Genomic DNA, 16,999 nt, shown 5'->3' with positions numbered 1-16,999 from the left:
ATGGTCGGTGCATGCATGCTGGGCTCCCTCTTCATTGCTCTGTCTTGTCTGTCTCTGTGTTGCTGCTGTCTTGCGGTCGGTGCGCCTGTGCGGGCGGTACAGCGCTAGAACTGGTAGGCCAGGCTGGCATTGACACGCCAGCCGGGCTTGGGCATTTCACTGGGTGTGCGCAACGGCTTGCCCGCGATCAGCTCGGCGAAGCCGCCCGCGAAGGCGATGCGCAGCCCGCCTCCCGCGCTGGCCAGGGCATGCGAACGGCTGTCTGCAACGGTGGACAGCCGCGCCGCATCCACAAACAGGTAAGGCTCGTAGCGGATCTGCCCGCCCAGGATCTGGGGCGGCCGCTGCAACGCCCATTCATTGCGCCAGACCATGCCCTTGTCGCCGCCAACGGCCGATTCGGGAAATCCGCGCACGCTGCCCACGCCTCCGGCGAAGATCTGCTCGGACGAGTACAACGGATGCCGGCTCCATTGGCCCAACGCACGCGAGCGCCAGGTCAGGAGGCTGCCCAACGGCCGCTCCACCGATGCCGACAGCTCCAGCTTGGTGAACCGGTAGCGGGCGGCCTCCCGGGGCAGGTCGGCCGGGTCGCGGTTGGTGTCCAGCCAGGGCATGCCGCGCGAGATGCCCGCATCCACCGTCCACTGGCCCAGCCCCTCGCCGGCCTGAAAGCGCGTGAGGCGGTTGATGCCCAGGCGCAGCACGGCCTGGGTCTGCGGGCTGAGCGAGATGTTGTTGACGGAACGCTCGGACTTGCGGTGCGAGAAGCTCAGGTCCATGGCCGTCTTGCTGTTCTGGTCGCGCTGCAGCAGGCGGCTCAGCGACAGCGTGTAGGTCTTCGATGTGCCGTGGACCAGGGCGGTGTCGCCAATGAGGTTCTGGTATTCCGACACGGAAGCCATGGCCGACAGCGTGGCGTAGCCCAGCGGCACGGAGAAGGTGCCATACAGGGCGTTGGTTTCCGTGCTGGTGGTCAGGCCGGCGCCCAGCGACTCCATCAGGCCCAGCACATTGCCGGCATCCAGGCCCAGCTGCACGCGAAGGCGGCCGGTGGCGGCCGCGCCCTGGTTGTCCAGCGAGACGTTGTAGCGCGCGGCCTGGCCCGCCTGGTTGACGAACTCGACGATGGAGCCGCCCGGCTGCGTGCCCGGGCGGATCTGCACCTGCACGTTGTTGCGCCTGAGGCGGTTGAACTGGTCCACCGACTGCTCGATGTCGCGCAGGCGCAGCACGTCGCCCTGCTTCATGGCAAGGGCCAGATGCACGCCCAGCGCCTGATCGTCGCCGGGACCGACGGGGGTGCCGTTGAACAGCAATTGCTCGATGCGGCCCGGCACGATGGTGAGGGACAGCACGCCCTCCTGCAGGCTCTGGTTGCCCACGTAGGCACGCGAGGTGGTGTAGCCCGCAGCGATCAGGGCCCGGTTGACACGCTCCAGCAGCACGTTGATGTGTTCGACCCCGATCGAGCGGCCGACAAAGGGCGCGGTGACCCTGGCAAAGACAGCCTCCGGCAGCAACGCCATGCCGTCTTGCCTGATGGTATGAATGGGAAAGGCCGGTCCCTGGGGCTGCAGGCCTTCGGGGAATCGGTCTTCCATGCCTGCGGCTGCGGCAGCGGGTTGCTCGAATTCAATGCTGGCGGGTGCGGAGCGGCGCAGCATTTCCTCGCGCAGTTTTTCCTGCTGCTCGCGGATGATCTGGTCGTTGGGGTCGCGCGCAGACACGGACTGTGCATGGACGAGCATCGGGCTGAGGGCCAGCGCGCAGATGCCCGCGGCGGAGATCCAGTGGCTCATGCGGTTCACCACCAGAAGATGCCGAGGTGGTCCTCGATGCGCACCGCATCTCGGGAAGGCTTGCGAATCACCTCGATGGCGCCGTCCACGCCTTCGGAGGCTTGCAACACCCCGCCGTCCTGGTATGCCAGCCCCTTCAGAACCAGCCGTCCTTGCTGGACGGTGTAGCTGCCGCCCTGGTCCGTGGCATAGATCCTGGCCCAGGTGTCGCCGAACAGGGCCTTGAGGCCCTTGTCGCGCAGGATGACGGTATGCACGGGGCGCCCTCGCGCGATGATCTCGGGAGCCTCCAGGGTCATGCCCTTGCCTGCGTAGACCTGGCCGGCATCGTTGAGGATCTGCCCGCCGGCACGGATGTCCACCGATTCGGCACCCATGATCTGCCCGCCCACCAGCGCCTCGTTGGAAGAGGCCGTGCGCCTGCAGACGAACAGGAAGCAGCTTTGCCGGTACTCGAATCCGCCAATGCTGTGCGCCTGGGTCAGGACGTTGTTGTCTGCCTCTATCCTGATCCCGCCCTGGTTGGAGAACACATGGCCGCCCAGGTTGGTGAAGTTGCGTGCCTTGACCTGCACATCGCCTTGCGCCACCCAGTAGGCCTGGTTGGCAGGATCGGCCAGCTCGCCCATGTCCACGCTGTAGCCTTTCCTGCGCTTGAAGACGCTGTGCGATGCCCAATCTTCCAGGCCGGCACCGGCGATGTGCACGCTTTCGTTGCGCACATCCGCAGCTCCCCGAATGACCAGATCGCTGTTGGATACGATGCGTGCGTTGATGGAATCCACGCCCTGCCCGCTGTCCAGCAGCACGGAGCCTTCCCTGCCGAAGATCAGCGCGGCTTTCGCGGCCCCCACGGGCGTCCTGTGCTCTATGCCGCCACCGGCCTTGAGCACGACGGCATGGGCATCCTCTGCCTCGCCCACGCCTTGCTGGCCGGAGATCTCGCCGCCCAGGTTGCGGATGGCCCCTTCGGCCTGGAGGCGGACACGGCTGCCGGCCGCCAGCAGGCTGGTCTCGTCGCCGCGCGAAACGAGCGCGATATCCCGGGAGCGTATGTCCACCTGCCCCTGGGCCTGCACCTTGCCGCCGATCTGCTCCAGCTGTCCCGTGCTGGTCAGCCGGAAATCCCCGGCCGAGGCCACCATCTGCCCCTGGTTGCGCACACCGGCGCCCTGGTCGGTCACCAGAATCTCGATACGCCCGGAGGTGACCTTGGAATCCGCATTCAGGTCCACCGCCAATGCGGTGCTGCGCGCCTTCCCTCCCTCGTAGTAGACCCATGGCGTCAAGTTGTCCGTTGGCGACGCCGCCGTATCGAACTGGGCCGTGGATTCCCCGGCCACCATGCGGACCAGGGCGCTTGATGATGAGAACTCGTTGGTGACGGCACCCTGCAGGGCAATGCTCTTGGCAATCATCTCCAGACGGATCAGATTGCCTGACACCCCTTGCTCGCCAATCACGATCTCGCCCTGCCTGGTATGGACATCCACCAGCCGCTGGACATAACCCGAGGGCTGCAATTGATCGCGCAGCGTCACGGCGCCCGTGGTCAGCGCAACGCTGCCGAAATTGACAAAGCTGCCGCCATTGACGCGGATGCCGTTCTGATTCGCAAAAATCAGATTGGCGCGGGGGCCATTGACATCGATGGTTCCTGTGATATGCGAGGGCGCAGCGGAAAACACCTCGGCCACGATGGTCCGCGCCTTGACTCCCTCATTCAAGAAGGTAAGTCCAGCCTTGCCCACATCGAACTGGCTGAAGCCGTTGTATGAAACACCGTCCGTGACCTGGGCCGGCGTGACCTGCACGCGGCCACCATCACCCATGTTCACCCGCGTGGCGGAATCTGGCAGGGCCGTGACCCGGGATACCACTTCCGACCAGACGGTACCCACCCCTGCCAGCCCGCAGACTATGACTCCCAATGCGCCGCGGAGCGCGGCGCTTCCCATTGTTTTTTTCATATGGCGTAACCAGCCTCAATACCCGCGCACCCGGAATTGAGGCCAGCATGTCAATCTGGTTGAACTCCATTGCCCGCATATGGCTTCCCTTGCCGGCAACCCTCTCTTGAAAAAGCCCCAAAAGCTTCCGGCTATGCCCGCAGGAAACTGATGGAGGGAGCAAATGATCAAGGAAATCACCGATTCAGCCAATACACCTTTTTTGACAATGGGATTTTCCTTCTAGGAATTTTCTGATTCTCATGGTAAGAATCAGGAGTTCGCCTATTGATTGGCATGCTATTGATACCACCAGCAAAGCGACTATTGCAGTCATCGGGCACATGCATTCGCATGCCTTGCATTTCCCGCAAGCCTGGGCCAATGCATCGAAGGTTTGCGGCCCGGTCCCAGTCCCTTGGTGTTTCAGTGTTTCAGGCCCGCCGGCCGCCTGCCCCGCACGCACGCCCGCCTGGCCTTTGCGAACCCGAGCACGCTCCATGGATGTAGCCGCCGCCGCCTGTGCCGGGCGCTGCTTTGCCTTACCATCGCCGGCCCTCTGCTTGATAGGTACAAGCCATGATCCGCGTCTCTGAACTGAAACTGCCCCTGTCGGCGGTGCAATACCACCCCGACAGCCACACCGAATATCTGCCCCTTGAGCCGCTGCGCGCCCTGGCCGCGCGCCAGTTGGGCATTGCCGAGGAGGCCATTGCCTCCGTGCACGTGCACAAGCGTAGCTTCGATGCGCGCAAGTCCGAGTTGCTGGCGGTCTACATCGTGGACCTGACGCTGGCCGACGAGAGCCAGGAAGCCGCACTGCTGGAGCAGTTCTCCAGCCATGCCCATGTGAACCCCACGCCCGACATGCGCTGGCATGCCGTGGGCCAGGCGCCTGCCGACCTGCAGCGCCGGCCCGTGGTGGTGGGCTTCGGGCCCTGCGGCATCTTTGCGGCCCTGGTGCTGGCGCAGATGGGCTTCAGGCCCATCGTGATCGAGCGCGGCCGCTCGGTGCGAGAGCGCACCCAGGACACCTGGGGCCTGTGGCGCAAGCGCGAGCTGGTGCCCGAGTCCAATGTGCAGTTCGGCGAAGGCGGCGCAGGCACCTTCTCCGACGGCAAGCTCTACAGCCAGATCAAGGACCCGCGCCACCTGGGCCGCAAGGTGATGCAGGAGTTCGTCACCCACGGCGCACCGCCCGAGATCCTCTATGCCGCGCACCCGCACATCGGCACCTTCAAGCTGGTGAAGGTGGTCGAGGGCATCCGCGAGGAAATCATCCGCCTGGGCGGTGAGATCCGCTTCGGCCAGCGCGTGTGTGACATGCGCATCGAGGGCGAGGGCGAGGACCGCCATCTCACCGCCCTGGAGGTGCTGGACCAGGACAGCGGCGAGCGCCAGTGGCTGGAGACCGACCATGCCGTGATGGCCCTGGGCCACAGCTCGCGCGACACCTTCGCCATGTTCTACGAACGCGGCGTGCACATGGAGGCCAAGCCGTTCTCGGTGGGCTTTCGCATCGAGCATCCGCAGGGCCTGATCGACCGGGCGCGCTGGGGCAGGCATGCCGGCCACCCGCTGCTGGGCGCGGCCGACTACAAGCTGGTGCACCACGCCAGCAACGGGCGGGCGGTCTACAGCTTTTGCATGTGCCCGGGCGGCACCGTGGTGGCGGCCACCAGCGAGCCCGAGCGCGTGGTCACCAACGGCATGAGCCAGTACTCGCGCGCCGAGCGCAATGCCAACGCCGGCATGGTCTGCGCCATCGACCCCTCCGACTATCCGCGCGATGCCAAGAGCTTTGCCTGGGCCTTCGACGGCAAGACCCATGGCGTGGAAGACCTCAAGGACGGCGAGCTGCACCCGCTGTCGGGCATCGTGCTGCAGCGCCAGCTGGAGACCAAGGCCTACCTGCTGGGCGGACGCAACTACAACGCGCCGGGCCAGCTGGTGGGCGACTTCATCGCGGGCAAGGAATCGGCCGCGCTGGGCGAGGTCGAGCCCTCCTACCAGCCCGGCATCACGCTGACCAACCTGCACCACGTGCTGCCGGCCTACGCCATCGAGGCCATGCGCGAGGCGCTGCCCGCCTTCGGCAAGAAGATCCGCGGCTACGACATGCACGACGCCGTGCTCACCGGCGTGGAAACGCGCACCTCCTCGCCCGTGAAGATCGAGCGCGGCGCGGACTTCCACAGCCTGAACACGCGCGGCCTGTACCCGGCCGGCGAAGGCGCCAGCTACGCGGGCGGCATCCTGTCGGCCGGCGTGGACGGCGTCAAGGTGGGCGAGGCCGTGGCCTGCGCCATCCTCGGGCTGCCCCTGCCCTCGTCGGGCGCACGCGGCTCCGGTGGCGCAGCATGACACCGCGTCCGCACCGTTTCGCCGCCCCCTCGCGCACCCAGCTGCTGGCCGCCATTGCGGCCATGGGCGTGGTGGTGCTGTCGTCCAACATCCTGGTGCAGTACGCCATCAACGACTGGCTGACCTGGGGTGCCATCACCTATCCGTTCGCCTTCCTGGTGAGCGAGCTGGTCAACCGCAGCTTCGGCCCGCAGCAGGCCCGGCGCGTGGCCTGGGTGGGCTTTGCCGTGGCCGTTGCCGCCTCGCTGGTGCTGGCGCCGCCGCGCATCGCGCTGGCCTCGGGCGCGGCCTTCATTGCCTCGCAGTGGCTGGACATCGGCGTGTTCCACCGCCTGCGTGCAGGCCGCTGGTGGCGTGCACCCCTGGTGGCCACGCTGCTGGCCGCCTGCCTGGACACCTTCCTGTTCTGGAGCATCGCCTTCGCAGGCGCCGCCGAGCCCTGGGTGACCTGGGCCCTGGGCGACCTGGGCGTCAAGCTGGTGCTGGGCGTGGCGCTGCTGCTGCCCTTCCGGCTCGCCATCGCCCGGTGGTGGAAAGGCCCATCGGCAATCGCTAGCGCCAAATAAAGCCGACGCGGTTCGCACGGACTCGATCTCAAGCCAGGGGTACCGAGCAAGGGCCTACGCCGGCCGCGCCGCCCCGCAGCGAGGGTGCCGTCCCCCTCCCGCGCGGCGAGAGAGGGGACGCCGTGCAACGGGAAGCGGCGTCCGCCGCTCCGGGGAGTCCAATAACTATGGGTTGCGCTGCAGGTAGTCCACGGCCAGCGCGGCCAGTGAACGCGCGCCCGTGGGCAGTTGCTTCTCGTCGATGTCGAACAGCGGCGAGTGGTTGGACGGTGCCTTGGCAAAGTCCTGGCCTGCCGGCGGCGCGCCCAGGAAGTAGAAGAAGCCCGGCACCACCTTCTGGAATTCCGAGAAATCCTCGGAGCCGCTGACCTTGGGAATCACCATGGCCTTGCCGCCCATGGCCAGCTTGAGCGCGGGCAGCGAGGCTTCGGTCAGCGCGGCGGGGTTGGTGGTCACCGGATAGGCCACGGGACCGAAACGCACCTTGGCCTTGGCGCCGCTGGAGGCCGCGATCTGCTCGGCCGTGGCGGTGATGCGCTTGTGCGCCTCCTGGCGCATGTCCTCGTCGAAGGTGCGCAGCGTGCCCTGCATCTCCACGTTGTCCGGGATGATGTTGTAGCGCGTGCCGCCCTGGATGGAGCCGATCGTCAGCACGGCCGGCTCCAGGCTGATGTTGAGCTGGCGGCTGACCACGGTCTGCAGGCCCAGCACCACCTGGCTGGCCGCGACGATGGGATCGACCGCATTCCACGGCGACGAGCCATGGCCGCCCCGGCCCTCGACCTGGATGCTCAGGCTGTCCGAACCCGCCATCAGCGGCCCGCTGCGATAGCCCACCATGCCCGAGGGCAGGTTGGCCGTGATGTGCAGGCCGTAGATGGCCTGCACGTCCTTGAGCACGCCGGCCTCCACCATGGCTTTGGCACCAAAGCTGGGCACATGGCCGTGGGCATCGGCCTCCACCGGGGCGCCTTCCTCGGCGGGCTGGAAGATGAACTTCACCGTGCCGGGCAGCTTCGCGCGCATGCCGGCCAGCGCCTCGGCCGCGCCCATGAGCATGGCCACGTGGGCATCGTGCCCGCAGGCATGCATGACCGAAACCTCCTTGCCCATGTACTGGGCCTTGGCCTTGGAGGCAAAGGGCAGGCCGGTCTTCTCGGCCACGGGCAGCGCATCCATGTCGGCACGCAGCGCCACGGTCTTGCCCGGCTGGCCGCCGCGCAGCACGCCCACCACGCCCGTGCCGCCCACGCCGGTCTGCACCTCCATGCCCAGGCGGCGCAGGTGATCGGCCACCAGCTTGGCCGTGCGTTCTTCCTGCCCCGACAGTTCAGGGTGCTGGTGGATGTCGCGGCGCCAATCCACCATCTTGGGCGCCAGCGGCTGGATGGCGGCATCCAGGGCCGCCAGGCCCTGTGCATCGAGCCCCTGGGCGCTGGCCGCCAGTGGCAGGCCGCAGGCCAGCAGCCCGGCCAGGGCGATGGAGCGCAGGCCTGTGCGCGGGAAGGAGGAAGGCTTTGTCTCGGCGCTGGTGTGGAGCATCTTCGTGGTCCTGGAAAGTGGCACAAGCAGCCATGCTAAAAGTGAAGCACGTATGACGGGCACGTCAAAATCGCCATTCGAGGAGCCAGAACCGCCATGCCCCGAGCCTTCATCATCGAGCTGCCCTGCCTGGAGCACAGCGCCATCGGCCATGCCGCGCACCTGGTGGAGATGCTGCGCAGCGCCAACCTGGTCGCCAGCCTGCGCCTGGGCCGGCGCGCACCGCGCTTTGGCTGGCGCTGGGTCGACGGCCAGGGCCGTCCCCTGCCTGCCATGCCGCATGCGGCCGAAGGCGCGGCAGCCGAGGGACCCGCGCAGGCCGTCTTCGTGAGCGCGCTGCACTGCCCCGACATTCCCTCCATCCGCGACATCGTCGCCGCGCATCCTGCCCTCACCCGGCGCATCACCACGGCCTTCGACCAGGGCCTGGCCGTATGCACGCTGGGCAGCGCCGCCTGGTTTGCGGCAGCCGGCGGCCGCTGCCAGGGCCGGCGCGTGGCCCTGCCCTGGTATTTCATGGGCGGCTTTGGCCTGGACTTCCCGGGCATCGAGCTGGCCGAGGGCCAGCCCTTCATGGACGACAGGCCCTGGCTCAGCGCCTCCCACCCCGAGGCCCTGGCACCCATGGCCGTCGCGCTCACACGCCATGCCTTCGGCGACGACCTGGCCGCAGCGCTGGCCGCCGTGCTGCAGCCCGATGCCCAGCGTGAACGCGCCACCCGGGCCGCCCTGCAGGACCGCCGCATTCCCGCCACGCGCAACAGCGTGCTGGCCCATGCCATCGCCTGGCTGGAGGCGCGCGTGGAGCAGCCCTATGACCTGCAGGCCCTCGCGGACGCGGCATCCACCAGCCCGCGCACCCTGCTGCGCCACTTCCAGCAGGAACTGGGCCACAGCCCGCTGGACCACCTGCACCGCCTGCGATGCGCACGGGCCCGGGTGCTGCTGGAGATCACGCTGGAGAGCGTGCCGTCCGTGGCGCTGGCCTGCGGGTATGGGGATGCCTCGGCGTTTCGGCGGGTGTTCTTGCGGTATGTGGGGATGGCGCCTGCTGCCTATCGGGAAAGGCATGCGTTGAGGGCGCCCAGGAGGCGGTGGAGGGTGGGGGCTGCCTGATTGTTTTTGCCCCTGCCGGGGGGGTCTTTTCGAGGCCGGGTCTCGGCCCGGCAGCCGACTGCCCTTTCTTGATTCGCCAAGAGAGGTCAGATCAAAGAAGGCGACCCGAATGTCCGCGACCCTCCGCTTCGCTGCGGGCAACCTGCGTCGTGGCGGTCGCTGCGCTCGGCCTGGGACTTTGGCCTCGCTTTCATTCAAAGCCTCTATCATTCCGAGTGGCCCCCAGTACAGGGGCTGGTGCGTAAGAACACCTTTTCTCAAAGCGGTGCGGCCTCCCCGTTAACGAGGCCTTGTCACGTCTGCATTGCCGGATCGTGGGTGTACGCCCACGTCCCTACGGTTATGGACGGGATGGGGCTACCCGCAAGGGCGTCCGCACGGCTTTGAGCGTGTTCTTAACATCCCGTCCACCTGTCTGCGCGTAAGAACGCGGATTGGTGGTTTCAAGTCTCTCAAAGGAGCACGGAACCATGCATACAGCGCCGATGATTCAGAGCGCCCTCACATTCACATGGAGGGCCATGCCATGAAGCAGGAATTCCGACCCAGCAGCGCCAGAACCACGCAACTGACCATGGCCGTCGCCGAGATGAACGCCATGGTTCAATCAGGCTGCAACGAGGTCTCTGCACTATCCCAGCTCGCGCAGTCATGGCTGCAGACGCCAGAAGGCCTGCGCGATCCGGATGTGGTGATCAGCGCCTTGCGCACCATCCAGCACAGCGCCGAACGGTTGGCCACCTCCATGGACGACGAAATCCACGTCCTGCGCAACACCGCCAGGCCCGAACCCTGACGCCGCACCCAACTCCATGAAAACAGCCGAGCGCACCAATGCGCATCGGCTGTTTGTATTTCTGGCTGTTGGCTGCCCCCCAGCCTCCCCCCTTCTGCCCACGCCTGCGTTGGGCGGGATGCGGGGTGGCAAGCCTGCCGAAGGACAGGCTTGCTTCGTTGTCTAGCTCGCCGTGATGTTTGAGTGAAGCGCGCAGCGCGCAACGAGTTTCACGGCGCACCCCGCATCCCGCCCAACGCAGGTCGCCCGCAGCGAAGCGAAGGGTCGTGGGCAGTTCGGGGCGCGCTTCTTTGCCCCGCTTTCTTGTCGCGCGACAAGAAAGCGGGTCGGCCGCCGGGCCGAAACCCGGCCTCGAAAAACAACCACCCGGCAGGGGCAAAAACAGAAAAACAGACCGACGAACAAAAGGGTCAACGGACCAGCAAAACCTAGTCCACCGTCACCTTCGCCTCCCGAATCACCCTCCCCCACTTCTCCGTCTCGGCAGCAATGAACCGATCGCACTCCTCAGGCGTGGACCCCTCCGCAAACGTCCCCATCACCTGCTCCAGCCGCTGCGACACCTCGGCACTGCGGATGATGCGCGACACCTCGGCAGACATGCGCTGCACGATCTCGCGCGGCACGCCGGCCGGCGCGATCATGGCCGCCCAGGTGCTGCCCAGCAAGCCGTCGTAGCCCTGCTCCACGAAGGTGGGCACGTCGGGCAGCGCGGCCAGGCGCTTGTCGCTGGCCACGCCGATGAGGCGGATGCGGCCGGCCTTGGCGGGCTGGATGAGGTTGGGCGGCGGGTCCAGGAACAGTGGGATCTGGCCGCCCATGAGGTCGGCCAGCGCAGGCGCGGCGCCCTTGTAGGGCACGTGGACCATGTCCGTCCTGGTGAGCAGCTTCATCAGCTCGGTGGTCAGGTGGGCGCTGGAGCCGCTGCCCGAGGAGCCGAAGCCCACCTTGCCGGGATTGGCCTTGGCATAGGCGATCAGCTCGGGCGTGGTCTTGAAGGGCGCGTTCATGGCCACGGCAGCGACCAGGGGCGAGACGCCCATGAGCGAGACGCCGACCAGGTCCTTCTTCGGGTTGTAGGGCAGCTTGGGATAGAGCGTGGTGTTGGCCGCATAGGCCGCGATGACCACGCCGAAGGTGTGCCCGTCCGGCGCGGCCTTGGCGATCTGGTCCACGCCGATGATGCTGTTGGCGCCAGGCTTGTTCTCCACGATGACGGGCTGGCCCAGGGCCTTTTGCAGGCCGGCCTGCAGCAGGCGCGCCATCTGGTCGGTGAAGCCGCCTGCCGTGTAGGGAACGATGATGCGGATGGGCTTGGAGGGCCAGGGGCTCTGGGCCCAGGCCGAGGGAGCCAGCACGGTGGTGGCTGCTGCAGCGGCGGCAGCGGTCGATTGCAAAAAGCCGCGGCGGGAAGTCGAAGGCATGGTGTCTCTGGATTCTTCTCAGTTGAAAAATGGCCCCCACGCTACCCTTGCTGCGCAAGGTCCGCTGCCCCCCAAGGGGGCCGCTTTTCATCTTGGGGCGGCCCGGCGATGAAAAAACGCCACGCAACAGCGCAGCGTCGGATGGAAAACAAGGCTCAATACCCCCGCGCCACATCCACAAGGTTGAGCAGCGGCTCGCCCGCGCGCAGGCGGCGCAGGTTCTCCAGGCACTGGCGCGCCACGGTGTCGGCCGAGGCCTGGGCCGCGATGTGCGGCGTGACGAAGGCCTTGGGATGGCCCCAGACCTTGTTGCCGGGCTGGGGCGGCTCGTCGCGCAGCACGTCCAGCGCGGCGCCGGCCAGATGGTCTTCGTCGAGCAAGGCCAGCAGGTCGTCTTCCACCACCTGCTCGCCGCGCCCCACGTTGATGAAGTAGGCGCCGCGCGGCAGCTGGGACAGGGTGCGGCGGTCCAGCAGGTCGCGCGTCTCGGGCGTGAGCGGCAAGGCGCAGACCAGGATGTCGCTGATGGACAGCAGTTGCTTCAGACCTTCGGCACCGCTGTGCGTGGCCAGGCCTGCAATGCTCTTGGCGCTGCGGCTCCAGCCTGCGACGGGGTAGCCGATGGCCTGCATGGCGCCGGCCACGAAGCGGCCGACCTCGCCCAGGCCCAGGATGCCCACGCGGCAGTCTGCGCTGGCGCGCACGGGGCGGCGCAGCCAGTCGCCGGCCTGCTGCTGGCGCGCGAACAGGTCCAGCTCGCGCGTGTGGCGCAGCGCGGTGCCCACCACGTACTGGGCGATCTCCACATGCTGCTGCGGATCGACGGTGCGCGCCACGGGCAGGCCGGCCGGCAGGTCGGGCACGGCCAGCAGCTTGTCCACGCCCGCGCTGGGCGCGCACAGCAGCTTCAGGCCCGGATAGGCCGGCAGCACGCCCGGCTTGAGGCTCCAGGCGAGCATGGCCTCGACCGCGTCGGCCGGCGCTTCTTCGCGGTGGCCCCAGACCTGCACGCCGGGCGCCAGCGCGCGCAGCGAGTCGATGATGGGCGCGCCCATGCTCGGATGGATGTTGACCAGAATTCCCATTGATTTCTCCATGAATCTGAGCACTGTTCGCTGCCTGCGAAACGGCAGCAGCCCCAGCGCGGGACACCGAGCAAGGGCCTATGCCGGCCGCGCCGCCCCGCCGCGAGGGTGTCGTCCCCCTCCCTCGCGCAGCGAGTAGAGAGGCGCCGTGCAACGGGGGAAGGCGCGCAGCGACTCAGGGGGTGCTATTGCTTGTAAGAAGGATCGATTCGATCAAGACGGCGCAGCAGGCCGGGCCAGGCCAGGCCTGCGCCCTTGCCCTTGGTGACCTGGCGCGACTGGTTGACCGCGTCGGCAATGATGTCCTGCGGGATGCGCGTGAGCTCGCCGCCGCCCGACTGCGCCAGGATCTGGATGCGGCAGGCCGACTCCAGCGTGTACATGGCCAGCACGGCCTCGGCCACGTTGCGGCCGCAGGTCAGCAGGCCGTGGTTGCGCAGGATGAGGAAGTTGCTGGCGCCCAGGTCATCGACCAGGCGCGGCTTCTCGTCGTCGCGCAGGGCCACGCCTTCATAGTCGTGGTAGGCCAGGCGCGCCAGCGGGAAGATGGACTGCTGGGAGATGGGCAGCAGCCCCTCCTTCTGCGCCGAGACGGCCACGCCGTAGCGCGTGTGCGTGTGCAGCACGCACTGCACCTCGGGACGGCCGTCGTGGATGGCGCTGTGGATGACGAAGCCGGCCGGGTTGACGTCGTACTCGGTCTCCATCAGCGGCCGGCCCTCGTGGTCCACCTTGACCAGGCTGGACGCGGTGATCTCGTCGAACAGCATGCCGTAGGGGTTGATCAGGAACTGGTCGGGCTGGCCCGGCACGCGCGCCGAGATGTGGGTGAAGATCAGGTCGTCCCAGCCGAAGTGGGCGACCAGCCGGTAGGCGGCGGCCAGCTCGATGCGGGTCTGCCATTCCTCGGCCGTCACCTGGCGGCGGACCTCGGACATCGTGGTGTCGTTGCTCATGGGGTGTACCTCTTGGTGGACATCGTGGTGGACATCGTTTGGAGAAAGCATCCGCCGGTTCAGCGCCCCGTCGCGTACTGGTCGCGCAGCTCGCGCTTGAGCACCTTGCCGATGGCGCTGCGCGGCAGCTCGGCAATGAAGCGCAGGTCCGCCAGGCGCTGGGTCTTGCCGGCCCGCTGGTTGTACCAGCCCATGATGTCCTCGGGCAGGGCCGGCTGCCCCGCGCGCGACACCACGTAGGCCACGGGCGTCTCGCCCCATTGCTCGGACGGCACGCCGACCACGGCCACGTCGTCCACTGCCGGGTGGGCGCGCAGCTGGGTTTCCAGGTCGCTGGGGTAGATGTTGAAGCCGCCGCTGATGATCATGTCCTTGCGGCGGTCGAACAGGGTGAGGAATCCATCGGCATCGAAGCGGCCCACGTCGCCCGTGCGGATGAAGCGCTTGCCCGTGGGGTCGAACCATTCGGCCTCGCGCGTCTTGGCGGGCTGGCCGTGGTAGCCGGTCATCATGCTGGCCGAATGGCCCACGACCTCGCCATCCTCGCCCGGGGCAACCTCGCGGCCGTCCTCGTCGATGAGGCGGATGTCATGGCCCTCGGCGGGCTTGCCCACGGTGTGCAGCTTGTCCTGGTGCAGATGGGCTTCGAGGATGCAGGTGCCGCCGCCTTCGGTCATGCCGTAGAACTCGGTCAGGCTGCCGGGCCAGCGCGCCACCACGTCGGCCTTGAGCTCGGCCCGGAACGGCGCGCTGGTGCAGAACTTGGCGCGGAAGCTGGACAGGTCATGCTCGCCGAACTGCGGCAGCGCCATGATGCGCTGGTACTGCACGGGCACCAGCATGGTGTGGGTGACGCGGTGCTGCTGGGCCAGCTGCAGGTAGCGGGCCGCGTCGAATTTAGGCATCAGTACCACGCAGCCGCCGCTGCCCAGCGTGGGGAAGAACACCACCAGCGTGGTGTTGGAGTACAGCGGCGTGGCTAGCAGCGTCGTGCCCTCGGGGCCATAGCCGTAGACGCTGCCCCGGTTGATGTGGGCCCAGCGCATGCCGTGCGACTGCACGATGCCCTTCGGAACCCCCGTGGTGCCCGAGGAATAGATGATGTTGAACGGCGCGGCCGGCTCCACGCTCACGGGCGCGGGCTGCGCGCCTTCGGGCGCCAGCCAGTCGTCAAAGGCCCGGCCGGGCGCGGCACCGTCCAGCGAGATGCATTGCAGGGCGCCGTCGGCAGGCACCAGGTCCTGGGCCGCCTTGTCGAGGAACAGGTGGCGCGCCTGGGCATCGCGCAGCATGGAGGCCAGGCTGTCGGCCGTGGAGGACGGCGCCAGCGGCGCAACCACCACGCCCGCGCGCAAGGCGCCCAGGAACAGGGCGGCATAGCGCACCGAGTTCAACGCGCAGATGGCAATCGCCTGGCCAGGCTGCACGCCGTCGCGCTGCAGCGCGGCGGCCACGCGGTCCATGAGGGCGTCAAGCTGCGCGTAGCTCAGCGTCTGCTGGTCGTCGCGCAGCGCGGCATGGGCCGGCTGCTGGCGCGCGTGGCTGCGGATCAGCTCGGCCAGCGTGGTGAAGGGCGCATCGGGGGAAGGCAGGGAAACAGTCATGAGGGACTCCGTTTCACGAACTCACGTATTCACGAATCTCAAGCGGACTGCGCCCGCGAGCCCCTGGCCCTGCGGGCGCATTGGAGGACAGGCCTACTTGGCGGCCAGGCCCAGGCGGTCGATCAGGACCTTGTCCTTGGCATAGGCCTCGCGCACCCACTGCGCATAGTCGGCGCCGGAGCGGTACCAGGCGTCCTGGTTCAGCTGCTTGAGCACCTCGATGTGGCGCGGGTCATCCATGGCTTTCTTGAAGGCGTCGTGCAGCTTGCGCACCACGGCCGGGTCCATGCCCTTGGGGCCGGCCAGTCCGTAGGGCGAGGTGGAGACCACGCCATAGCCCAGCTCCTTGGCCGTGGGCACCTCGGGCCAGCGCTGGGTGCGCTTTTCGCCGAAGGTCATGAGCAGGCGCATCTGGCCGCCATCCACATAGGTGTCCCAGCCCGAGGCATCGCTTTGCGCGGCCACGTGGCCGCCCAGCAGGGCCTGCTGCAGGTCGGCGTTGCCCTTGAAGGGCACGTGGTTGAGCGTGACCTTGGCGTTCTCGGCCAGCTCCTCCATCAGCAGGTGGGGCGAGGAGCCTATGCCGGTGGAGCCGTACTCGATCTTGCCGGGGCTCTTGCGCGCGGCGGCAATGTACTCGTTGAAGCTCTTGTAGGGCGAGTCCGAGCGCACCGTGAAGCCGAAGGTGTAGCCCGAGACGCCGATGATGTAGGTGAAGTCCGTGACCGGGTTCCAGGCCGTCTTCTGCATGTGCGCCATGCGCAGCATGGACATGGGGAACTGGGTGATGGTGTAGCCATCGGGCTTGGCCGTGCGGGACATGTTGCCCGGGCCCAGCGTGCCGCCCGCGCCGGGCTTGTTCTCCACGATGATGGCCTGGCCCAGCTGCTTGCCCGCGATGTCGGCCAGGGTGCGCATGTGGCGGTCGGTGGAGCCGCCTGCGGGGAAGGGCACGATCAGCGTGATCGGGCGCGTGGGAAAGTCGCTGGCCTGGGCCCATGCCGGTGCGCTGGCGCCCGTGGTGGCCACAAAGACAACAGCCGCAAGCGCAAGGCTGCGGCGGCCCATGGAAATCTGCATATCTGTCTCCTGCATCTCTGAACCAGGTGGGGCCGGGGCACATGCCTTGTGTGCCGCTCTGGCCAGGGCCCGGATACTTCACCCGGGCCCGCTGGCACCGCCTCCCGGTGCGGTGCCTTGCGTTCTTACAGCGACTGCACCAGCTCGGGCACGGCCTGGAACAGGTCGGCCTCCAGGCCATAGTCGGCCACCGAGAAGATCGGTGCCTCGGGGTCCTTGTTGATCGCCACGATCACCTTGGAGTCCTTCATGCCGGCCAAGTGCTGGATGGCGCCGGAAATACCGGCCGCAATGTACAGCTGGGGCGCGACGATCTTGCCGGTCTGGCCGACCTGCAGGTCATTGGGCGCATAGCCTGCGTCCACCGCTGCGCGCGAAGCGCCGATGGCGGCGCCCAGCTTGTCGGCCAGCGGGGTCATGACTTCGTTGAACTTCTCGCTGCTGCCCAGCGCGCGACCGCCGGAGACGATGATCTTGGCGGCCGTCAGTTCCGGGCGGTCGTTCTTGGTGACCTCGCGACCCACGAAGCTGCTCTTGCCGTTGTCGCCAGCGGCGGCCAACTGCTCCACCTGGGCGCTGCCGCCCGTGGTGGCCGCTGCGTCAAAACCCGTGCCGCGCACGGTGATGACCTTGATCTTGTCGCTGCTTTGCACCGTGGCAATGGCGTTGCCTGCGTAGATTGGACGCTCGAAAGTGTCGGCGCTGTCCACCTTGG

At 67.5% G+C, this 16,999-nt stretch carries 13 protein-coding genes; 4 read left to right on the top strand and 9 right to left on the bottom strand.

Annotated features, from left to right (window positions below):
• Window positions 1–104: 104 nt before the first annotated feature.
• Entirely contained in the window at window positions 105–1,802 is a 1,698-nt protein-coding gene (locus KDK82_RS20675; protein WP_088166352.1) for a ShlB/FhaC/HecB family hemolysin secretion/activation protein, read from the bottom strand.
• Between the two features lie 5 nt (window positions 1,803–1,807).
• The gene (locus KDK82_RS20670; protein WP_088166072.1) at window positions 1,808–3,634 is read right to left on the bottom strand and encodes a filamentous hemagglutinin N-terminal domain-containing protein; all 1,827 of its coding nucleotides are present in this window, start codon (window positions 3,632–3,634) and stop codon (window positions 1,808–1,810) included.
• A 696-nt stretch (window positions 3,635–4,330) separates the two neighbouring features.
• Here KDK82_RS20670 and KDK82_RS20665 point away from each other — a divergent pair.
• Together KDK82_RS20665 and KDK82_RS20660 are read left to right on the top strand one after the other, a co-directional pair.
• Entirely contained in the window at window positions 4,331–6,115 is a 1,785-nt protein-coding gene (locus KDK82_RS20665) for an NAD(P)/FAD-dependent oxidoreductase (protein ID WP_013804133.1), read from the top strand.
• On the top strand, window positions 6,112–6,681 hold the full coding sequence (locus KDK82_RS20660; RefSeq protein ID WP_034390445.1) for a VUT family protein: 570 nt from the start codon (window positions 6,112–6,114) through the stop codon (window positions 6,679–6,681). The genes KDK82_RS20665 and KDK82_RS20660 overlap by 4 nt, the downstream gene beginning before the upstream one ends.
• A 165-nt stretch (window positions 6,682–6,846) precedes the next feature.
• On the opposite strand, the gene KDK82_RS20655 is transcribed toward KDK82_RS20660, so the two are convergent.
• Window positions 6,847–8,223 carry an amidohydrolase gene (locus KDK82_RS20655; protein WP_071954393.1) on the bottom strand — a complete coding sequence of 459 codons (1,377 nt, stop codon included), beginning with the start codon at window positions 8,221–8,223 and terminating at the stop codon, window positions 6,847–6,849.
• Between the two features lie 96 nt (window positions 8,224–8,319).
• Between KDK82_RS20655 and KDK82_RS20650 the strand changes: the two genes are divergently transcribed.
• The gene (locus tag KDK82_RS20650; protein WP_088166071.1) at window positions 8,320–9,339 is read left to right on the top strand and encodes a GlxA family transcriptional regulator; all 1,020 of its coding nucleotides are present in this window, start codon (window positions 8,320–8,322) and stop codon (window positions 9,337–9,339) included.
• Window positions 9,340–9,865: 526 nt separating this feature from the next.
• On the top strand, window positions 9,866–10,135 hold the full coding sequence (locus KDK82_RS20645) for a hypothetical protein (protein ID WP_088166351.1): 270 nt from the start codon (window positions 9,866–9,868) through the stop codon (window positions 10,133–10,135).
• Window positions 10,136–10,563: 428 nt separating this feature from the next.
• On the opposite strand, the gene KDK82_RS20640 is transcribed toward KDK82_RS20645, so the two are convergent.
• The 6 genes from KDK82_RS20640 to KDK82_RS20615 form a co-directional block, all read right to left on the bottom strand.
• A complete protein-coding gene (locus KDK82_RS20640; protein WP_088166070.1) occupies window positions 10,564–11,559 on the bottom strand; it encodes a tripartite tricarboxylate transporter substrate binding protein in 996 nt (331 codons plus the stop codon).
• Window positions 11,560–11,714: 155 nt separating this feature from the next.
• Window positions 11,715–12,644 (bottom strand): glyoxylate/hydroxypyruvate reductase A, encoded by a 930-nt coding sequence (locus KDK82_RS20635; protein ID WP_088166069.1) that lies wholly within the window; start codon window positions 12,642–12,644, stop codon window positions 11,715–11,717.
• Window positions 12,645–12,829: 185 nt separating this feature from the next.
• Window positions 12,830–13,600, bottom strand: a complete 771-nt coding sequence (locus tag KDK82_RS20630) for a class II aldolase/adducin family protein (protein WP_047326158.1) — start codon at window positions 13,598–13,600, stop codon at window positions 12,830–12,832.
• 59 nt (window positions 13,601–13,659) lie between these two features.
• Window positions 13,660–15,204, bottom strand: coding sequence for a class I adenylate-forming enzyme family protein (locus tag KDK82_RS20625; RefSeq protein ID WP_088166068.1), 1,545 nt, complete (start codon window positions 15,202–15,204; stop codon window positions 13,660–13,662).
• 93 nt (window positions 15,205–15,297) lie between these two features.
• Window positions 15,298–16,284 carry a tripartite tricarboxylate transporter substrate binding protein gene (locus KDK82_RS20620; protein ID WP_088166067.1) on the bottom strand — a complete coding sequence of 329 codons (987 nt, stop codon included), beginning with the start codon at window positions 16,282–16,284 and terminating at the stop codon, window positions 15,298–15,300.
• A 125-nt stretch (window positions 16,285–16,409) separates the two neighbouring features.
• Window positions 16,410–16,999, bottom strand: a 590-nt coding sequence (locus KDK82_RS20615) for an electron transfer flavoprotein subunit alpha/FixB family protein (protein ID WP_218827089.1), incomplete at its 5' end; no start/stop codon positions are given.

The sequence above is a fragment of the Delftia sp. K82 genome, from assembly GCF_002193035.1.
In the GTDB taxonomy this organism is placed as follows: domain Bacteria; phylum Pseudomonadota; class Gammaproteobacteria; order Burkholderiales; family Burkholderiaceae_C; genus Comamonas; species Comamonas acidovorans.
This window is presented reverse-complemented; position numbering and strand designations above follow the sequence as displayed.

Coding starts and splice junctions, on each gene's coding strand:
- KDK82_RS20675 (WP_088166352.1), bottom strand. CDS start 1,802: ATGAGCCACTGGATCTCCGCCGCGGGCATCTGCGCGCTGGCCCTCAGC.
- KDK82_RS20670 (WP_088166072.1), bottom strand. CDS start 3,634: ATGGGTGATGGTGGCCGCGTGCAGGTCACGCCGGCCCAGGTCACGGAC.
- KDK82_RS20665 (WP_013804133.1), top strand. CDS start 4,331: ATGATCCGCGTCTCTGAACTGAAACTGCCCCTGTCGGCGGTGCAATAC.
- KDK82_RS20660 (WP_034390445.1), top strand. CDS start 6,112: ATGACACCGCGTCCGCACCGTTTCGCCGCCCCCTCGCGCACCCAGCTG.
- KDK82_RS20655 (WP_071954393.1), bottom strand. CDS start 8,223: ATGCTCCACACCAGCGCCGAGACAAAGCCTTCCTCCTTCCCGCGCACA.
- KDK82_RS20650 (WP_088166071.1), top strand. CDS start 8,320: ATGCCCCGAGCCTTCATCATCGAGCTGCCCTGCCTGGAGCACAGCGCC.
- KDK82_RS20645 (WP_088166351.1), top strand. CDS start 9,866: ATGAAGCAGGAATTCCGACCCAGCAGCGCCAGAACCACGCAACTGACC.
- KDK82_RS20640 (WP_088166070.1), bottom strand. CDS start 11,559: ATGCCTTCGACTTCCCGCCGCGGCTTTTTGCAATCGACCGCTGCCGCC.
- KDK82_RS20635 (WP_088166069.1), bottom strand. CDS start 12,644: ATGGGAATTCTGGTCAACATCCATCCGAGCATGGGCGCGCCCATCATC.
- KDK82_RS20630 (WP_047326158.1), bottom strand. CDS start 13,600: ATGAGCAACGACACCACGATGTCCGAGGTCCGCCGCCAGGTGACGGCC.
- KDK82_RS20625 (WP_088166068.1), bottom strand. CDS start 15,204: ATGACTGTTTCCCTGCCTTCCCCCGATGCGCCCTTCACCACGCTGGCC.
- KDK82_RS20620 (WP_088166067.1), bottom strand. CDS start 16,284: ATGCAGATTTCCATGGGCCGCCGCAGCCTTGCGCTTGCGGCTGTTGTC.